Source organism: Paenibacillus sp. FSL H7-0918 (genome assembly GCF_038007025.1).
Taxonomy (GTDB): domain Bacteria; phylum Bacillota; class Bacilli; order Paenibacillales; family Paenibacillaceae; genus Paenibacillus_AQ; species Paenibacillus_AQ odorifer.
Window position 1 is genome coordinate 515,715 of the sequence record NZ_JBBOWJ010000003.1, and the last position, 17,191, is coordinate 532,905.

The 17,191-nt window shown below is 40.3% G+C and carries 13 protein-coding genes; 4 read left to right on the forward strand and 9 right to left on the reverse strand.

The annotated features are described in order from the left end of the window. Nucleotides 1-124: 124 nt before the first annotated feature. Together MHI15_RS22110 and MHI15_RS22115 are read right to left on the reverse strand one after the other, a co-directional pair. On the reverse strand, nt 125-1,099 hold the full coding sequence (locus MHI15_RS22110) for a helix-turn-helix transcriptional regulator (protein ID WP_076125617.1): 975 nt from the start codon (nt 1,097-1,099) through the stop codon (nt 125-127). 295 nt (nt 1,100-1,394) lie between these two features. Continuing rightward, nucleotides 1,395-2,096: a hypothetical protein gene (locus MHI15_RS22115; protein ID WP_076125619.1), complete on the reverse strand. Its 702-nt coding sequence runs from the start codon at nt 2,094-2,096 to the stop codon at nt 1,395-1,397. A 148-nt stretch (nt 2,097-2,244) separates the two neighbouring features. Here MHI15_RS22115 and MHI15_RS22120 point away from each other — a divergent pair, with 148 nt between their 5' ends. After that, nucleotides 2,245-3,024 carry a GNAT family N-acetyltransferase gene (locus tag MHI15_RS22120; protein ID WP_076218126.1) on the forward strand — a complete coding sequence of 260 codons (780 nt, stop codon included), beginning with the start codon at nt 2,245-2,247 and terminating at the stop codon, nt 3,022-3,024. Nucleotides 3,025-3,121: 97 nt separating this feature from the next. Here MHI15_RS22120 and MHI15_RS22125 read toward each other — a convergent pair whose 3' ends face one another. Genes MHI15_RS22125 through MHI15_RS22135 form a run of 3 tightly spaced genes read right to left on the reverse strand, consistent with a single transcriptional unit; the run spans nt 3,122 to nt 8,060 of the window. After that, nucleotides 3,122-5,110, reverse strand: a complete 1,989-nt coding sequence (locus MHI15_RS22125) for an alpha/beta hydrolase (RefSeq protein ID WP_341164881.1) — start codon at nt 5,108-5,110, stop codon at nt 3,122-3,124. A gap of 51 nt (nt 5,111-5,161) precedes the next feature. Beyond that, nucleotides 5,162-6,922 carry a dihydroxyacetone kinase subunit DhaK gene (gene dhaK, locus MHI15_RS22130; protein ID WP_341164882.1) on the reverse strand — a complete coding sequence of 587 codons (1,761 nt, stop codon included), beginning with the start codon at nt 6,920-6,922 and terminating at the stop codon, nt 5,162-5,164. A gap of 1 nt (nt 6,923) precedes the next feature. Then, a complete protein-coding gene (locus tag MHI15_RS22135; protein ID WP_076280637.1) occupies nt 6,924-8,060 on the reverse strand; it encodes a glycerol dehydrogenase in 1,137 nt (378 codons plus the stop codon). Between the two features lie 203 nt (nt 8,061-8,263). Here MHI15_RS22135 and MHI15_RS22140 point away from each other — a divergent pair, with 203 nt between their 5' ends. After that, nucleotides 8,264-9,322 carry a PocR ligand-binding domain-containing protein gene (locus tag MHI15_RS22140; protein WP_076217596.1) on the forward strand — a complete coding sequence of 353 codons (1,059 nt, stop codon included), beginning with the start codon at nt 8,264-8,266 and terminating at the stop codon, nt 9,320-9,322. A 24-nt stretch (nt 9,323-9,346) separates the two neighbouring features. Here the strand turns inward: MHI15_RS22140 and MHI15_RS22145 are convergent, their stop codons facing one another. From MHI15_RS22145 to MHI15_RS22155, 3 genes are all read right to left on the reverse strand, one after another. After that, nucleotides 9,347-10,333: a VanZ family protein gene (locus MHI15_RS22145; RefSeq protein ID WP_341164883.1), complete on the reverse strand. Its 987-nt coding sequence runs from the start codon at nt 10,331-10,333 to the stop codon at nt 9,347-9,349. A gap of 98 nt (nt 10,334-10,431) precedes the next feature. Beyond that, nucleotides 10,432-12,390 (reverse strand): RICIN domain-containing protein, encoded by a 1,959-nt coding sequence (locus tag MHI15_RS22150; RefSeq protein WP_341164884.1) that lies wholly within the window; start codon nt 12,388-12,390, stop codon nt 10,432-10,434. A 208-nt stretch (nt 12,391-12,598) separates the two neighbouring features. Then, complete coding sequence (locus MHI15_RS22155) at nt 12,599-13,024, reverse strand: MerR family transcriptional regulator (protein WP_076184593.1); 426 nt, start codon at nt 13,022-13,024, stop codon at nt 12,599-12,601. Nucleotides 13,025-13,193: 169 nt separating this feature from the next. Between MHI15_RS22155 and MHI15_RS22160 the strand changes: the two genes are divergently transcribed. After that, nucleotides 13,194-13,514, forward strand: a complete 321-nt coding sequence (locus tag MHI15_RS22160; RefSeq protein WP_076276521.1) for a carboxymuconolactone decarboxylase family protein — start codon at nt 13,194-13,196, stop codon at nt 13,512-13,514. 18 nt (nt 13,515-13,532) lie between these two features. Further along, nucleotides 13,533-13,928, forward strand: a complete 396-nt coding sequence (locus MHI15_RS22165) for a cupin domain-containing protein (protein ID WP_076217591.1) — start codon at nt 13,533-13,535, stop codon at nt 13,926-13,928. A gap of 68 nt (nt 13,929-13,996) precedes the next feature. Here the strand turns inward: MHI15_RS22165 and MHI15_RS22170 are convergent, their stop codons facing one another. After that, nucleotides 13,997-17,161 (reverse strand): ATP-binding cassette domain-containing protein, encoded by a 3,165-nt coding sequence (locus tag MHI15_RS22170; protein WP_341164885.1) that lies wholly within the window; start codon nt 17,159-17,161, stop codon nt 13,997-13,999. Nucleotides 17,162-17,191 lie beyond the last annotated feature (30 nt).

The window sequence follows — 17,191 nt, forward strand, 5'->3', positions numbered from 1 at the left end:
CAACCCTCTCCAATCTATTGATAATCATTCTCACTTCTAGCAAGTCCGATCATACACTCTGCTAATAGGATAGAACTACCGGCAGAGGGATTGAATAACGGTTTGGCGGATATTTATTTAATTTTTATCGTTTTTTAATTACTTCTGAAGGATTAATTCCATACTGCTTCCGAAAAGCTTCGGCAAAATGACTAAAGTTGTTGTAACCTACCATCGTCGCCGTTTGGCTGACACTAATTTCCCCGGTACTTATGATTTCCCATGCTTTTTCTAAACGTTTGTTCCGTAAATATGCAAATACAGTTGTTCCGTACTCTTCCTTAAATCCAACTTTTAATTTGTATTCGTTAATGCCTGCCAGCTTGGACAATTCGATTAGCGAAGGTGGGTTTGCCATGTGGTCAAGGATGATATCCCTGGCTTTCCGAATGTTTTCTCGGTCACTACGTGATAAATGCAAACTCCGTTTAGTATGTTTCTGCTCAAAAAGAAATGCGTCAAAATATACAGATAGGAGTTCTAATGCCTTCCCCTCTACGTACAACCGGCGCATGGAGGTATGATATGGACAGTCTCTCAATTGCACCAATAATCGGGTGGTTTCTGGAAGAATAGGCATACGGAACATTCGAAAAGCACGTGAATCTAACAGCCCGGATAAGCTGCGAGCATGTGAAGAGCCTTGATCCGCCATCCATGAATCGAATAGTGTAACCGGTACACCTATGGACAATAAACGGATAGGTTCAGCACTGCGATAGTGAAATTCCGCTTGGAAATCCTGCATGAACTGCAATGAACAACTATCGGGCATTAACTCATGGCTGGTATCTGTTACATGAACTTCCCCGCTTCCCTGCAGACAAAAGCTTAACTCAATCATCGCCGCTTCGGATTGAACCCGAACTAGGCGATCATCAGCAAAACGGTAATCACTATCAACAATTTCGATCCCGGAGGGTGTGATCACTCTATCGACGTATCCTTGGGTACTGGATTGTGCAAAATGTTTCCTCTCTGTAGTGCCCCTCATAGACGGAGCCTCAAACAAAGCATCGAAATACCCGTTATAGATGTTATGAATAGATGAACTTGTCATTCTGTTATACACTCAGCAGGTAAGCTGCACTCCGTAATCCCAATATTATGTTTTATCATGAGCAGATCACCTTTTCTCTTCTATTAAATGATAACGATTATCATTTAGATCATTATATGCGAGATATTGGATAACCTGCAATGTACAGTTTTTAAGGATCTCTTATCTCCGCCTCCTCAGTAAAGCGGTAGCACTTCTTGTGTCAGCCTTATAAAGAGATCGCTGAGTGTTTAGGTTGCATATAAAATACAAATAACCCCTCATCCTAAGGGATAAGGGGAAGTTATGATATCATCTAATTTTTAATTAATTCTACTTCCTTCATTGGAGCCTTTGTCTTACGGAGCATCATCCAGATCCCCCCCAGACAAAATAAAACACTACATCCCATGCCAAACAACGCGCTGGCGTTTAATGCCTGAGGTGAGCCTTTCATTGTAAGCACAGCCATTTGAGTGACAACAATGGAGACTAAGGCATCAGTAAAGCTAATCATTTTTAATGTTGATATAATGGGATTTTTGAGATGACGGTTAACAATATTTCCATGAATGGCAAAACCAAGTTTTGTAAAAGCGATCAGTGCTACCAGATATACAATGTAACCTTCATAAACCAAAGCGTCTCCGACTAGATAAATCCGCAGGCAGACCAACAGATATGAAACCCCTAGAAGACAAAGAAAAACACCGCCACGCTTATAAACATAAAGCTCCATGGAATACCTTTGCTGTGCTGAACTGACTTTTTTAGCTAATGTATATTTATGAAGCACCTGTCCTTTGGCTATACAAAGGATCAGATAATAAAGTGCATTTGTGATGAACCATCCGGACAATAGATATAACCCAAGAATTAACTTGCCTATACCAATAAAAGCATCGATGACTAAGGAAGCAGCGTTGAACATGGCGGTTCGATCTTGCGGATTTCCGAAGTACCGAACTAAGATTGCCTTAATATATATCATCCTTTCAAGAAAACCTTCATATCTCATTTTATGTTTCTAAGGGGACAATAGTATCATACTTGACTCAACCCAGCAATAAAGCAATTAAAGTTCTGATTTATGATATATTAGAAAAGGTTGTGCAAATTGGCAAGAGGAAATAGCAACAGCAATTGTTAATGGAGGCAGGTCGTATATGTTTAGAAAATTAACAGCAGCAGAGTTAGATGTTATATTAAGCTCGATTAATAAGGAACAGCATTTTTTATATTATTCATACCTTACTTTTCGCAGACAAAACACAGTGCATTACGGTCAGTATTCTGACCAGGGCGAGTTGCTTGGAGTATTAGCCTTTTTAAGTGGCCTTCCGTTTAATGCTTTTTCTGTATATCCAGTTCAGCAATCCTTTTGTCTCAGTTCAATGTTGGCGTTCATGAAAGATGAATTACATCTACATAACCATGCGGTGGGTAGCTTTATTATTAACGAAGAAGAGCTGCAGGTCTTTGCTTCTCAGCTTGAGTTCTACAGCCCTCCCCAAAAATTACTTCTAATGAAACATATTCATGAAGATGTTCTACCAACAGCGGACAAACATGTTATGCACTTAGGGCCTGCTCATTTCCAGCGAATTGAAGCAAAGATGAACGAGCTGCAAACCATGGCTTTTTCAAAAGAAGAATTACAGAATCCGTTCTATGGTGTGATGGCACAAGACGAGCTGATTGCTGTAGGAGGATACCATATATATAGTGAGGATTACGTTGAACTAGGAAATATCGGAACAGATGTGGCCTGGAGAAGAAATGGTTATGGTAAAAAAGTCTGTGCAGAGCTAACACGCCAAGGACATGCCATTTCAGCTAACGTATATTTGAATGTTTTTGAGGAGAATGTAGGAGCCATTTCTCTATATCAATCGCTGGGATATGAACTCATTTGCCAACAATACATCGTTGAATTTGTTATTTAAATTAAAAACGTACTGCAGCTAATGCAGTACGTTTTTTCTATCTAAACCTCTTACGCCGTAGGCATATTCTTCGTAGAAGAATAGATTAAAGCATCTCTCAAAATGTAAATGTATTGGCTGCGCCCATCATCACAATAATCATACAATTCACCATGGCTCCCAGCCATATTTTTCCTGTGCACTTAAAGAGGTAACGCGAAATATAAGCTGCAATAAAAAGCTGGAAAACGAGAGGGAAAAGGACTAGTATTCTGAGCCAATCTTGATTTTGCCAAAAAGTTACGCCTGTTGAAAATAACGTTCCGTATTGTACCCCAATGAGCACTAGAATTCCAAGCACACCGCCTGTCCCGCTAATGAGCAGATCCCTCCATTCTTTCTGCCCTTCAACTGGGGTGGTAGAGTTCACGGCAATTGACTGTGCAACATAAAATATAAAGAAGAAAAGCATATAACGTAAGCCAATTAATAATTGATTCGGAGTGAATACTTTAATTGCCAGTACCCATAAGCGGAAGTCTGTCTGAAAGAAATAATCTGCAAATGCAACCAAAGCATAGAATCCAGTGAATATACATACAGCAAGTGCAAAAGTCTTCAGCAGTTCTTTCAAATTTGTTTTTATTCCCCAGCTTTCAGAGTGCTCATTATAATTTTTTCCTGATAAACGAGTGGTTAACCAGAATAACAATAGACCCACAAGGCCGTTAAAGATTGCCCAGATTAAAATAAAGTTCATGGCGGTTTGTGGAAATAAACTACGAGGCTGAAGGATATTCTGTCCAGCTATAATACTCCAGCGACTGATCGGAAGGTATGATATTGCCGAAATTACCCAGCTCATTATCCAAGAACCCCAAAAAAGAAATTTGCTTTTTCTGGTCTTAGGATCCGGTAACTTGGCAGGAGTAGGTTGAATTAGACTATTGAAACAAGGAAGCTTGAGGAGCAATACCGCAAAGGGGACAATAAATAAAAAGGATCCTAACAAGCCGATAAAGTTAAAGATCTCTTTCCATAACCATAATTGGTTGCCGGAAGATAACGGATTATTGATTTGAAACGCTTTCGTAAAAAAGTCTGCTAAATAACCAGTGCTCGCCACCGAAAAGTGTTGCCAAGGGTGGATCTCCGCTGGATTGTACACGACGCGCAAGGTTTGATCAGCTGCATTACCGTAATATTTGCCGATTTCCACAGCGTTTATCTTTTGATTCTCCGGCATTACTGAATTTATAGCAGCTAGTGATTCTGGGGCATCGCCAGAAAGATCGGCATTCCCTCTCGCAAATCCGGAGCCGCCTTCATCATATTTGCCTACATTGATGCCTACATTGGCATGGATGTTTTGAAAAGTCTCATCGGTAGACTGTTCGACCTGAGAAACAATGAAAGCGGATGCAACTTTATTCAAAGCATCAGCCTTGGCTTGTTCACTTACCGTAATAACTACGCCCTCTTCCGAAGAGGGATCTTTCGCCGCTTCGAGCTCCGCCAAATAAAGTTGGCCATAATACTGGAGTGTACTCCAGGTAATCATTCCACCCATAGAATGACCACTTATGCCGATTTTTGTAGAGTCTACATAATCAAGACTGGATGATGCATATTCCACTAGAGGAATCATCCCATTATTCTCTGACATTATCGTTGGGAAAAATGGCATATCAGGAGAGCTCGAGCCTCCATGCCATAAGAAATCCATTGCAATCACAGCAATTCCCCGACGGGAAAGTTCGATTGCGGTACTATCCTGCATCTCTTTATTATTTAAAAAACCGTGACTAGTAATGACGAGTGGAACTTTATGCTCTGCATTTGCTGAGACAGGCCTGAACAGGTTTCCCTCTATCCAAGTACCATTATCGGACGGAATCTTAAACTTACTAATCTGGACCTTGCCGTAATCTGTTTGCAAGAAAGAAGCTCCCACACAGCTGATCAAAACCATGGATAAAGCGACACATAAAAATTTCAATGCTAATCTCGTAGACAGAAACTTTTTCATCTGGTCTCCCCCCCAAAAAAGTATCAAATGTGTAACACAAAATGGGCAAAAAAAATAACCTGAATCCGAAAAATTCATTAGTAGACCCCATGAGTAGATATCCCTCGGATTCAGGTTTATGTGTAGTTCTTATTTCATTGCTTTTGCCAGCTCTGTGAAAATAACCCCCAGCGCATGAGCACCCGCATCTGGATAACCGATGCTGCGTTCCCCCACTGTGCCGGCTCTTCCCATACGGGCAACGATTTCTATAGTATTTTTAGAACCTTGGACAGCTGCTTCCGCTGCTTTATTTGCCGCCACTTTGATATCGTCGCCTTGTTCTGCACTTTGGGTCCAGGCATCTGCAAACGGTACAAGCGCATCAATCAATGTCTTGTCTCCGACGACAGCCCCTCTGCCAAAAGATCTTTCACCCGTATCTTGAATCCCTTTGACAACAGCCTGCATCATATCAGCAAACTCCTGAATGGTCAGCTCTTCCTTCTGCTGAACATTTTTGCTCGCTGCGCGGAAGCCTGATCCCCAGATCGGTCCGGATGCTCCGCCGCAATATTCCATAATGACCATGGAGCAGGCGTCAAGGAACTCACCGATATTAGTGAGATGATGAGCTAAAATATCTTCCCACTCGACTTTCAGCTGTTTAAAGCCCTTAGCTACACTCATCCCGAAATCGCCGTCTCCAGCGTAGGAGTCAAGCTCACAGAACGGAACTTCATTCTCGATAATAACCTGGCTCATTTGATCGAGCAGATAGACGATATTTTGTAAAGTAAACCGATTGTTCTTAATCACCGCTGCAGCAGCATCCGTATTATTCTTAAAGGATACATTGCTGTCTGCTTTCTCTTCTTGGATTACTTCAGTATAGTTCACAGGCTCAAAAGGGCCTTTAATCGACAAGGCTGGTGTATCACAAGGCGCAGATAACCATTTCTTCAGTGTCTCATCCAGCTTCATTATCGTCACCGATGCACCTGCCATGTCAATGCTGGTCATGTAGTTACCAACAAACACTTTAAACACTTGCTTATTCTTAGCGGTTAATTCGCGGATGACAGAATTGTTCAGCAAATATAACTCTTGCAGCGGGGCGCCGCCAAAACCATTAATTAATACGGCTACTTCCTCCTGCTTCTGATCATTCATTTGGAAGTTGTCTAGCAAAGAGGTAACCATTCGCTGTGCTAATTCATCTGCGGGTACAATTTTCTCCCTGCGTATTCCAGGTTCTCCATGGATGCCAACCCCGTATTCCATCTCGTTCTCTTCAATATGAAATGTCGGAGTACCTTTGGCAGGCACGGTACAAGAGGTATAGGCGAAGCCTATGCTGCGCACATGATCAATTGCATGTTGCGCCGCTTCTTTCACTTCCGCTAAGGACAATCCAGCTTCTGCTGCTGCTCCGGCTACCTTATGAACAAGCACTGTTCCGGCTACGCCTCTTCTCCCTACTGTATAAAGGCTGTCTTCAACGGCAATATCGTCGTCTACTTTGACATAATCCACTTCGATACCGTCTTCAGTTGCTAGATGGGCCGCATTTTTAAAGTTCATGATGTCACCGCTATAATTCTTGATAATAAGCAGCGAACCTTTGGTGCTTGCTGTGCGGCGAATCGCTTGATAAACCTGAATTTGGGATGGAGAAGCAAACACATCACCGCATACAGCTGCATCCAGCATCCCGGTTCCTACAAACCCGGCATGAGCCGGCTCATGTCCGCTTCCGCCACCACTGATCAGGGTAACTTTACTTTGATTGATCTCTTTCTTAGAAATCACTTTGAATTTAGGATCGAAATCCAGCTCGGGATGCGCCAAGACAAGCCCGTTACACATTTCCCTAACCAGAGTCTCCGGCTTGTTTATTATTTTTTTCATCTTAAAGCTCCTTACTTGATTTATATTGACGGCCTAATTGATCGGCTGCCATAATTGCTGATGCAACCGCATCCTCCGTAATTGGGAACGGCATCGAATGGATAGATTCCTCAGCAATGCAAGCTTTTTTAGCAACCTCAAGCAGTTCCTCATAGGTTACATGCTCAACACCAATATCCGCTAAGCATACTGGGAGGCCAATCGAAAGACAGAAGTCCAACACTTCTTTTAATTCAGTCCGGTCTGCATTTTCAAGAACCAATTGAGCAATCGTGCTGAAGGCAACCTTTTCACCATGATAATAATGATGAGTTCCTTCCAAAGCAGTTAACCCATTATGAATCGCATGAATCGCTGCCAAACCACCACTTTCAAACCCAAGACCCGATAAAAGAATATTCGTCTCAATTATATTCTCCAAAGCTGGGGTTACGATATTCAGATCGCAAGCTTGCTTCGCCTTGAATCCATTCTCAAGCAATGTCTCATAGCAGAGCTTCGCAAGTCCCAACGCTGTTACTGTTCCTTTAGCTTCACCGCAAACCCCTTCACGAACTCCGCAAGGTAAACCTGCATTCACATTGGAGTAAGAATTTGCAGTAGCTCTTGCTTCAAAATAGGTTGAAAGTGCATCTCCCATACCTGCCACAAGAAATCTTGTAGGTGCATTGGCAATAACTGTTGTATCAATCATGACTACACTCGGGCTTTGCTTGAAATAAGCATAATCATCGAATTCACCTTCCGGAGTATAGAGCACCGCTGAGTGGCTTGTCGGAGCATCAGTTGCTGCTATCGTTGGAACGATAATCAGCGCTTCTCCTTCAGCTACACATTTTGCCGTATCAATCGCCTTACCTCCACCCAAGCCAATCGTACATGAACATTGATGTTCTTTGGCTAGCGCTTGTAATCTGGCGACTTCTTGTCTTGAGCATTCCCCGTGGAAGCCGCTTTCAACAAGAGTTATATTAAATTTCTGTTTAGTTGACTCCAGTTTGTCTTTCACACGTGTTACATCATCTGGATGGGCAATTAACAAAGCAGAATCACCAAATGTTTTTACGAAGTAACCTAAGTTCAATAATTCATTCTCACCTTGTACATATTTCGTCGGACTGATAAATGCTCTTCTCATTTTTCGTTCCTCCTCAGTTGTTTATAGTTATCATTATAGATTGCTCTAATTTAAGAAACATGAAACAATAAAAGCTTATTAAAGCGTTTTCTTATCGTATTTTTTTGTCATAATCGTGAAAAATCGAACTTTCATGTCATTGTGTTGAATTATTCTGTATAATGTTCATTAAGATTCTATAACTTACATAGGAGAATTTTGTGATGTCAAAATCCCGGTTCAATCTAGAAGAAATTATTGATTTGAAGAAATGGGAAAAGCTCCAGGATTCCTTATCTCTTGTAACCAAAATGGCTATTCTTACTGTTGATTACAAGGGTGTTCCCGTGACCAAGCACAGCTATTGCCAGCCATTCTGTCAAGGTGTGCGCCAGGACTCCCATCTCTCTCAATATTGTCAAAAATGTGATGCCCGCGCTGGGATTGAAGCGGTTCGCCAGAACAAACCGTTTATTTATTTATGTCATTTCAATATTATAGATATCGCGATTCCGATCATTATAGATAATCAATATCTAGGTGCAATTATGGCCGGACAGCTCAAGCTTCGTGAACCTGACGTGCCACAACTGGAGCAAATTGTCTCTCGCCCTCCGAATGTGGAGACGAACATGAAATTTAAAGCACTCAAAGAGGATTACCAGGCACTGCCTGTTTTATCCTACGATGAAGTAACAAAGTGTGTTGAGCTGCTGCTGCAGTTAAGTACCTATATCGTGGAGGAAGCCATTCAAAAGCATACTACTGTGGATTTGTACAAAAAGGTTCTGACCACCAATATAGAAGAACCCGCTTCTGCTGAAGCAATGGACGAGTCAGACCGTACGTATCGAAAAATCCAATCCATACAGCAGGAGTTATCCGGGGCCTTGATCGAGACCAAATTAAAGAATGGTGTACAAAAGTTCGTCTCAGTAAATTCTGTGCTTCAGCCTGCTTTTAATTACATTTATGCTCACAAAAATGAGAATTTCAGCCTCAAAGAGATGGCTAAGCTTTGTCATATCAGCCCCAGTTATTTCAGCCGTATTTTCACTAAAGAAACTGGAGAGAATTTCTCCATCTTCATTGCCAGACTCAAGATTGAATGGGCTAAGCAACTGCTGGAATCCACGGATTCCCCGATCAATCAAGTCAGTGATGATTTGGGCTTTTGCGACACGGGCTATTTCATTAAAACCTTCAAAAAATACGAGAACCTCACCCCGGCTGTATATCGGAATATGTATATGAGGCGATCAGCAAAAGAAACCCTCCGTTAATAAAATTAACGAAGGGTTAGTTTCTCATTCCCACCAATGCTTCATTTCACTAAATCCTACATCCCATAACTTCACATTCCCTTTAAGGATAAAGGTTATTTCTTTTACGGTAACTAATGCCGTATTGTTGAGTTCAGCTTGGGAACTATATTGTTCACTGGATTGAAGGATCATGTTACCATCAGCTATAATCATTAGTTCACTGCTAGAATTTTCATTTTGCGGGAATCCAAAGCTGAAATATAACCATACCTCTTTTTTATCACCCAAAGTATAGGTGTATTTTTTAATTTCTTCACCTTCACTGCTGTACAAATTCATTTTTGGTATTATATTTTCACCTGCGATAGTGAAACTGGGAAGATTATGCGTGATAGGCATGCTTCCCGTAAGCTTTTCCAACGTTTGTAATCCCTGCACAGGTCTTTCACTTTTCTTCAGAGTTAAATCAATAATCTCAGAGATTCCCATGATTCCAACCAATAGCACAACAACAGATAATGCCGAAGTAAAAAGTGATCTCCTGGTGATTTCCGGGGAAAATCCAATCTTATATGCACAAAATCCGATCATTGCCCCTAACGTATTGGAGATGACATCGGCTACATCAAAGGAACCCAAAAAAGTTAAAGCTTGAAGACTTTCCAGCATAAAAATTGTTAAGATAAACAAACAAATAAACTTCTTAAAATGTGTACGATACAGCAAAGGGAATAATACGCTAAAAGGAATAAAAGCAGCGATGTTCCCAAAGTCATAAACCCAAGAAAAGGATAGGTCAAAGAGATCAGGAAAAAGAAGCGGAACACTTTCTGGAATCAACATAAACGTATATTCATACTGGCTTGTTGCATGCTCTACTCTATTGAAAGCAAAAAACAAAAAATATAAGATCAACAGTGTATATAAAATAGTTCCTATAATAAGAATCTTTCGTAATTTCACTCCCATAATAACTTCACAATTCCCTCCATATGTCGATGGAAATAGTATATCTCTCCAAAGTGACATTCCCGTGACACTGAAGGTGACGATTTAGTCATTCAAAGATTATATCGACAAAAAGTCATCACCCTTAATTTAAGGTCGATGACTTTTGGTTACATAAATTATCTATTCGAGACTAGTTTCCAGTGCTGGCCAGCAGAACCTGTATTATTTGCTTGAATAATATTTGCCCCCTCTGTCGTCGAACCCTGATCTACTGCCAGAGCTTTTCCACTATTACGATTAATAATATTGTAAAAATCACCTGAGGACTCCAAAGTCCACTGCTGGTCATTCGATCCGTTATCATTCCATTGTACACTTTGAGCACCGTTAGCTAATGAACCTCCTAAAATGCCCAGGTTTTTACGACTATTAGTATTGACCAGCTTCGTATAGCCATCAGCTGTGCTGACTACAAACCAATTTTGGTCATGGGATGAAATTCCGCTGGTCCACTGAACCGCCTTCCCTCCATCCGCCATCGAACCTTGATAGATACCCAACACTTTACCACTGTTCTCATTAACCATTCGATAACTGTCCACCATAATATGTCCTTCATCTGGAACCAACTCCCACAGCTGATCAGTGCTGCCTGCATCAGTCTGCTGTATAACTTGGGTACCCTCTTCAGTAGAACCCTGCGCTATACCTAACGTCTGACCACTGTTACGGTTAACAATCTTGTAGTAGTTACCAGAGGCTTGTAAAGTCCACTGCTGGTCATCGGAATGGTTTTCAGTCCATAAAACGGCTTTAGCTCCTTCTGTTGTTGATCCTTCTAATATACCGGCGACCTTTCCACTCTTTGCATTCACAATGGATTTGTAACCGTTAGGAGCATAACCACTTTCCGCTGTGGAAATGAGCCAATATTGATCCAAAGAATTAGTCCCGCTGCTCCATTGGACGAGCGGATTGCCATTCGCAGTTCCACCTTCCAATACACCTAAAGCCTTCCCACTCTTCACATTAATTAATTTGTAGTAACCTACGGACATATCGCCATATTTCACCGTGTTTTTCCCACTAAAAAATCCGGCTTGAGGGATAAATAAGCGGCCATTGCTAAGCGGCAGTAGTTGGCGGTTATACCCTGCATCTACGGGCGGATTATATGGAACCCAGCTTCCGGATGCATCCACTCTAGAAGAGTTGATCAGCACTTCTTTTTTCCCTGCAACGTTTAATACGAGTCTCCCATCTCCCAAAGCAGAAATATAGGGACTTCCTCCGTACCCTACAAGAGATCCTACTTCAGTTGGATTCCAGCTCTCAGGATCTGCTGAAATTTTCAAATAATTGGGCACGCCCGGGTATCCGACCATCTCATAGGTCATTGCGTAATTACCATTGCCCAGCTTAGCGATTGTAGGCATTCCTGGACGTAATTTACTGTCTGCAAATGCCACATCAACTACCACAGGTCCCCAGTTCGTACCCTCCAACGTAGTCTGATGAACTAACTTCTGGGCATGGGCAGGATCACGTTCATCTGAATAATAAACAATGAGTTTGTTGTTGTGAACCAAAAAGAAAGGCTCCCAAATGGGATCATAACCAATATCGTTTCGTCCACCTTCAGCAATGGTGCTTACATATGTCCATGTTCTACCTAAATCATTGCTTTTATATAATTCCAACTTGGTAGCTGCTTTGTTGCTTGGCACAGAATTTCCTGCAAGAAGCATAGTACCTGCAGGCATGTTACCTATAGATTGGGGGAGTTCAAACAATTCAGGGCAATTTAACATTCCCCAACCGTTTTGAGTATCCTCCACTTCTCCAACCTGATTCCAAGTGACACCATTATCAACGCTTTCATAAATAGGGAAAACAGGGGTGGTATTAGAGGTTTGTTCAAATGTAGCATACATTTTATTATTGTTGATGCCACTATATTTAAGCTGGATTGCCCTAGGTGATAAAGCCCCATAGGATGGTGAATCTGCTGGTGGTACATATAAGACATTAGGACCGAAAGCGTTTACAATATTGCCGTCAAAGCTAATCCCTGTGCCAACCACTGTCACTAAAACCAACAAAAAAGACAAAACCTTCCTCAGTTCTCTTCTCAAAAGTAATTTCTCCTTTACTCTGGTTTTTTTAAACGAATACAGCTTCAATATAATTAATAAACGGATAAATGAGAATGTAATATCTCGACCGGATCATGCAATATGATTACACAAATAGACTCTCATCTTCGATTTCAAGTTTTGAAATTAGAAGAGGCAGATGAACAACCTTTGATAATCAAAAGTTGTTCATCTGCCTCTTAACTTGTTAGGAATCTACTTTTTCTTCTTGATGTGGTATCTTTTCATTGTGATAAAGGACGAATTCGTATTTATTCCCCGTTAGTTGATCATTATAAAATACAATTTTACGGTTCAGTATATCCAAGTTTTGTTGCAATGCCTTAATTTCTTGTTCCACTTGTTGCTTACGCTGTTCAAGTAAATTTTTCCGTTCAGGAATTGTCTCGTCCCCCATAGCCCGCCACTCGGTATATTGCTTCAATTCTGCCATCGTCATTCCTGAATCTTTTAAATGAAGCAAAAATTGAACCCAACCTATATCCTGATCTGTATATTCGCGTAAATTATTGTCACTTCGATGTGGAGTAAGTAAGCCTTCCATTTCATAATATCTGAGAGTGCTCTTGTTAACACCGACGATTTCTGCAAATTCTCCAATGGAATAAGGCATGATCCCCACCTCCATTTCTAATTTTGTTTCTATTCAAAGGATATACTTAAATTAATAAAAAACCAAATGTCGGAGTATGAATCCATTTTTATGGCTTGCCTTAAAGTGTACTTTAAGGTCTATACTTCATTTTGAAGCAGTTAATCATCGATGAAAGGGATGTTCTTATATGGCTGAAAAACAAACAGCAGGACGAGACTTGTTAGGAGAATTCGCTCCGAAATTTGCTGAACTGAACGATGATATCTTATTCGGTGAAGTGTGGTCAAGAGAGAAAGAATTATCTGCACGTGACCGCAGCATGATTACAGTTTCAGCATTAATATCAGGAGGAAACTTTGAACAATTAACTCCACATCTGCATAAAGCAAAGGCAAACGGAGTCACAAAAGATGAAGTAGCGGAAATCATCACGCACCTTTCGTTTTATGTAGGGTGGCCTAAAGCATGGTCGGCATTTAATATTGCTAAAGAAATTTATAAAAATTAAACGAAAGAGGTTTTTATTATGGCTAATGAGCAACTAAGCAACAGTACTATCTTTCCACTCGGACAAAAGGTTGAAGCTAATTTTATAGGTGATGCATACTTGCAGATGATTTATACTGATGCGACACCTTTGAATGCGCCTATTGGGAACGTAACCTTTGCCCCGGGAGCTCGCAATAACTGGCACTTCCATAAAATCGGACAAGTATTATTAGTTACCGGTGGTGAGGGTTGGTATCAAGAAGAAGGCAAACCCGCTCAATTCCTCCAAAGCGGGGATGTTGTGAATATTCCAGCGAACGTAAAACATTGGCATGGTGCTACAAAAGACAGTTGGTTTGTCCACTTAGCCATTTCACCCGGAGAAACAGAATGGTTAGAACCTGTTGATGGTGAGCTTTATAATCAATTATAAAAAAACGCATCGAGTCTATAGACTCGATGCGTTTCTTTTCTATATCGTCTTTTTAAGAAAACTAAACTTTATTGCTCAAGAAATTGGTAAACTGCCATCATCTCTTGTTTATTCAACTCACGAATACGATTGAAAATTGGAATATCAGCAACAGCTTCAATATTTAAGCTTTCAGAAATAACGTCACTTACTTTACCCGTTAGCCAAGTTTGAACATCTATACCTTCAACGACTTCCTTACGTCCTTCATCATTGATTCCACTCGCATAACAACTCACACAGGGAATAGTTAATTTATATACACCATCATGAAGTCCATCTTCCGAGATAACTTTTTTTCCTTTACAGAATGGACAGGGATGGCTTGCTTTAACCTTATTAATTAAGGTGACGATTTTTTTGTAACCAAACGCTTCATAGACATAAGTCAGCTTTTTATATTTTCCATTAGTGAAATACTTATCTATGATATTTTCTCTTGTTTCGTGGATATTGGCAAAATCACAGATCGTAATCCGGTTTTTCATGCTGATGGTTTCGATACTGCCGCTAATGCTGTCCCAGAATGGCAGGGCATTTTGTAACACCATTTCATATTGCGCAAAACTTCCTAACTCTAGTTCAAGCATTTTTAGAGCGACTTGTGTTTCCCTAGGTAATAGAGAGACCTCTTCTGTCAAAACCATATCGCCGCCCACGATGGCTTTCATTTTTTCTAGTACCTGTAATTCGCCAACAGTACTAATAACTTGATCAAGGGGCATCCCAATAATCTCACGAATATCAGTGTCGCCGTATTTAAGCTTTTTATGATGATTTAATACCGTTCCTTGACAAATTGGACAGGTAATCATTTTTTTGGATGCTTTAATATGCTCTTTAATAATCGATTTCGAGATAACCATATAGTTCCCGATAATGGTATTAAAGCCATCCCAAGTTCTCGAGGCTTTAGCTGCTTTATCATAGAAGGACTTTTCCCAATACCCGTATAAAAAGGTGTGTTTTTCAGCTTCTGTCATCTCATTATAACTTTTGCTAATATCCTGTCCGAGCTCATTCTTTAACTCATCAAAGATGAATTTTATTTTTGGTAATTGATAGAATTTCAGAATCTCCATCGCATCTGGATGTAATGAACCGTCCCAAAAGGGTACGTTCTTGTCCTGAAGAACAATATCAAAGTCAAATTCTTCAATCATACGGCGGCCCTTACAGCTTGGACAATGATTGTCTGATTGATAGAAATCAAAGCTTTTTGTATCTTTATTAGTGGGATGCGCTGCCACAATATGGTTGATCAAGCCACCCATTTCATAAAGGAAAGTAAACTGACTATACAAGTGTCGTTCCAGATCAATGGCGATGACAGGCGCAATCGTATCCGATTCATATTCACCATAAATCAGGCGGGCCATGGAGGATAAGCTTTTTAAGATGCCACCTTTATAGATGTTCTCTGCATTTTTAAAATAGGGGATCTGACTTTCTTTTAAATAGTCAATTCCATTTTGTAGCTGGAGTGTTGAAGAAATGTGCGCAGGTGCCAAACTATCAGCAGGATTTTGTTGACGATAATAATCATCATGACTGAGAACATCAAGATGCTCCACAGGTGCAAGCTGTCTTTTGCCAAAATCAACGATAAAATCAGAGTTCTCTAACATATAAGAATTATGTTCAATCATGATTATGGAGACAGATTCATCCTGCAGAATGTCCCTAATGCTGTCAATGAATTGATTTAAAATATTTTGTGATAAACCTTTGGAAGGCTCGTCAAAAATAAAAAGTGTATGTGGATTTCTTGAGCCCGCAAACAGCTCAGAAACTAAATGGACACATTGAAATTCACCCGTGGATAAGGACTGTGTTTTTCGCTCCAACGTCAAATAACCAAGTCCAAGCTTGATCAATAAGCTTAGTCTTTTATGAGCAATGTCCTCATTTGGCAGTTCAACAATAATATCTTCAATCGAGCGCTCAAAAATATCATCAATATCCTCACTGTACTTTGTGAGTTTCCTTTTAATATCAAGAAAAGTGGCAACGGTCGAGCGACTGGTAATCGACTGATTTCGATCTTGCCCTACGATCACCAGCTTATCTTTGGAATAACGCTTTAGAAAATCTTTGACCATACATTCATTAACCAGTGTAGATTTACCACATCCGGACTCACCTGTAAAAGTTACCAGTCTATTTTGAGGAATCTGAATTTGGGCCATTTGAATATTACGACAATAAAGATCATGAAATTGATAATATTCTGCAGGTGCTGCCTGATTTAGTTCTCTATTGATGGGCTCAGGACGTGGTGATTCTTCAACAATTTTCCCGCCATATTTGCCACTGCCAGGTCCAAAGAACAAGTGTTTATCCGCTGTGTCCAGCACGGTGTCAGAATGGTCAATGAGCCAAATTTGATTTTTATATCCCAACTGTTTAATCTCCGCTAAAATCTTCAATAGGGTTTGGTGATCGAGACCCACGGAGATTTCATCAATGATAATCACGGTATTTTCACTTGTTGCCATGAATTCTGCCAAGTAAAGTCGTGTTAATTCTCCGCCTGATAATGTACCCATAATACGATTTAATGTTAAATAACCAATATTCATATTGATTATATTTTTCAGAATTTGTTGTTTACCTTCACTTATTTTTAGAATATCTGCCTGTGATAAAATGGTCTCTATACTTAAGTCGTTTAGATCAGAAATACTCTTTGCTTGATCCAATAATTCAATTTTATATTGTTCAGCTGCTTGATTATAGCGTTTCCCCTGACACTTTTTACACTCGACATTTTTTGTAGTTCCACGACCCTTACAATCAGGACACCAACCCATTTCATTATTAAATGAAAAAACCTCTGGAGAGAGATTATATTGCTCAGCAAGAGTGACACGGATTTCAGTAAACACACCTGTATGTGTTCCAATGGTTGACCGAGGATTTGAAGATATGGATGATCTACCAAGAAAAAGAACAAGTGGCATTGCTTCCATTTTGATCGCACTGAAATTAGTCTCCATAATATTGGGGAATAAATACTGGTATTCAGCTTTTGGCAGTAAGGAAACGAGACGTTTTTTTGATTCTTCCCCAATCGTTTGACAAAAAGTTGTTTTACCAGATCCAGACAAACCAGCAATTCCTAACGACTCATCAACTGGCAGTACCGTTTCTAATCTGTTAATATTGTTCGCAATTAATTGATTTATTTTCATAGTAAGCTCATCTCATCTCCATTCTCTTCA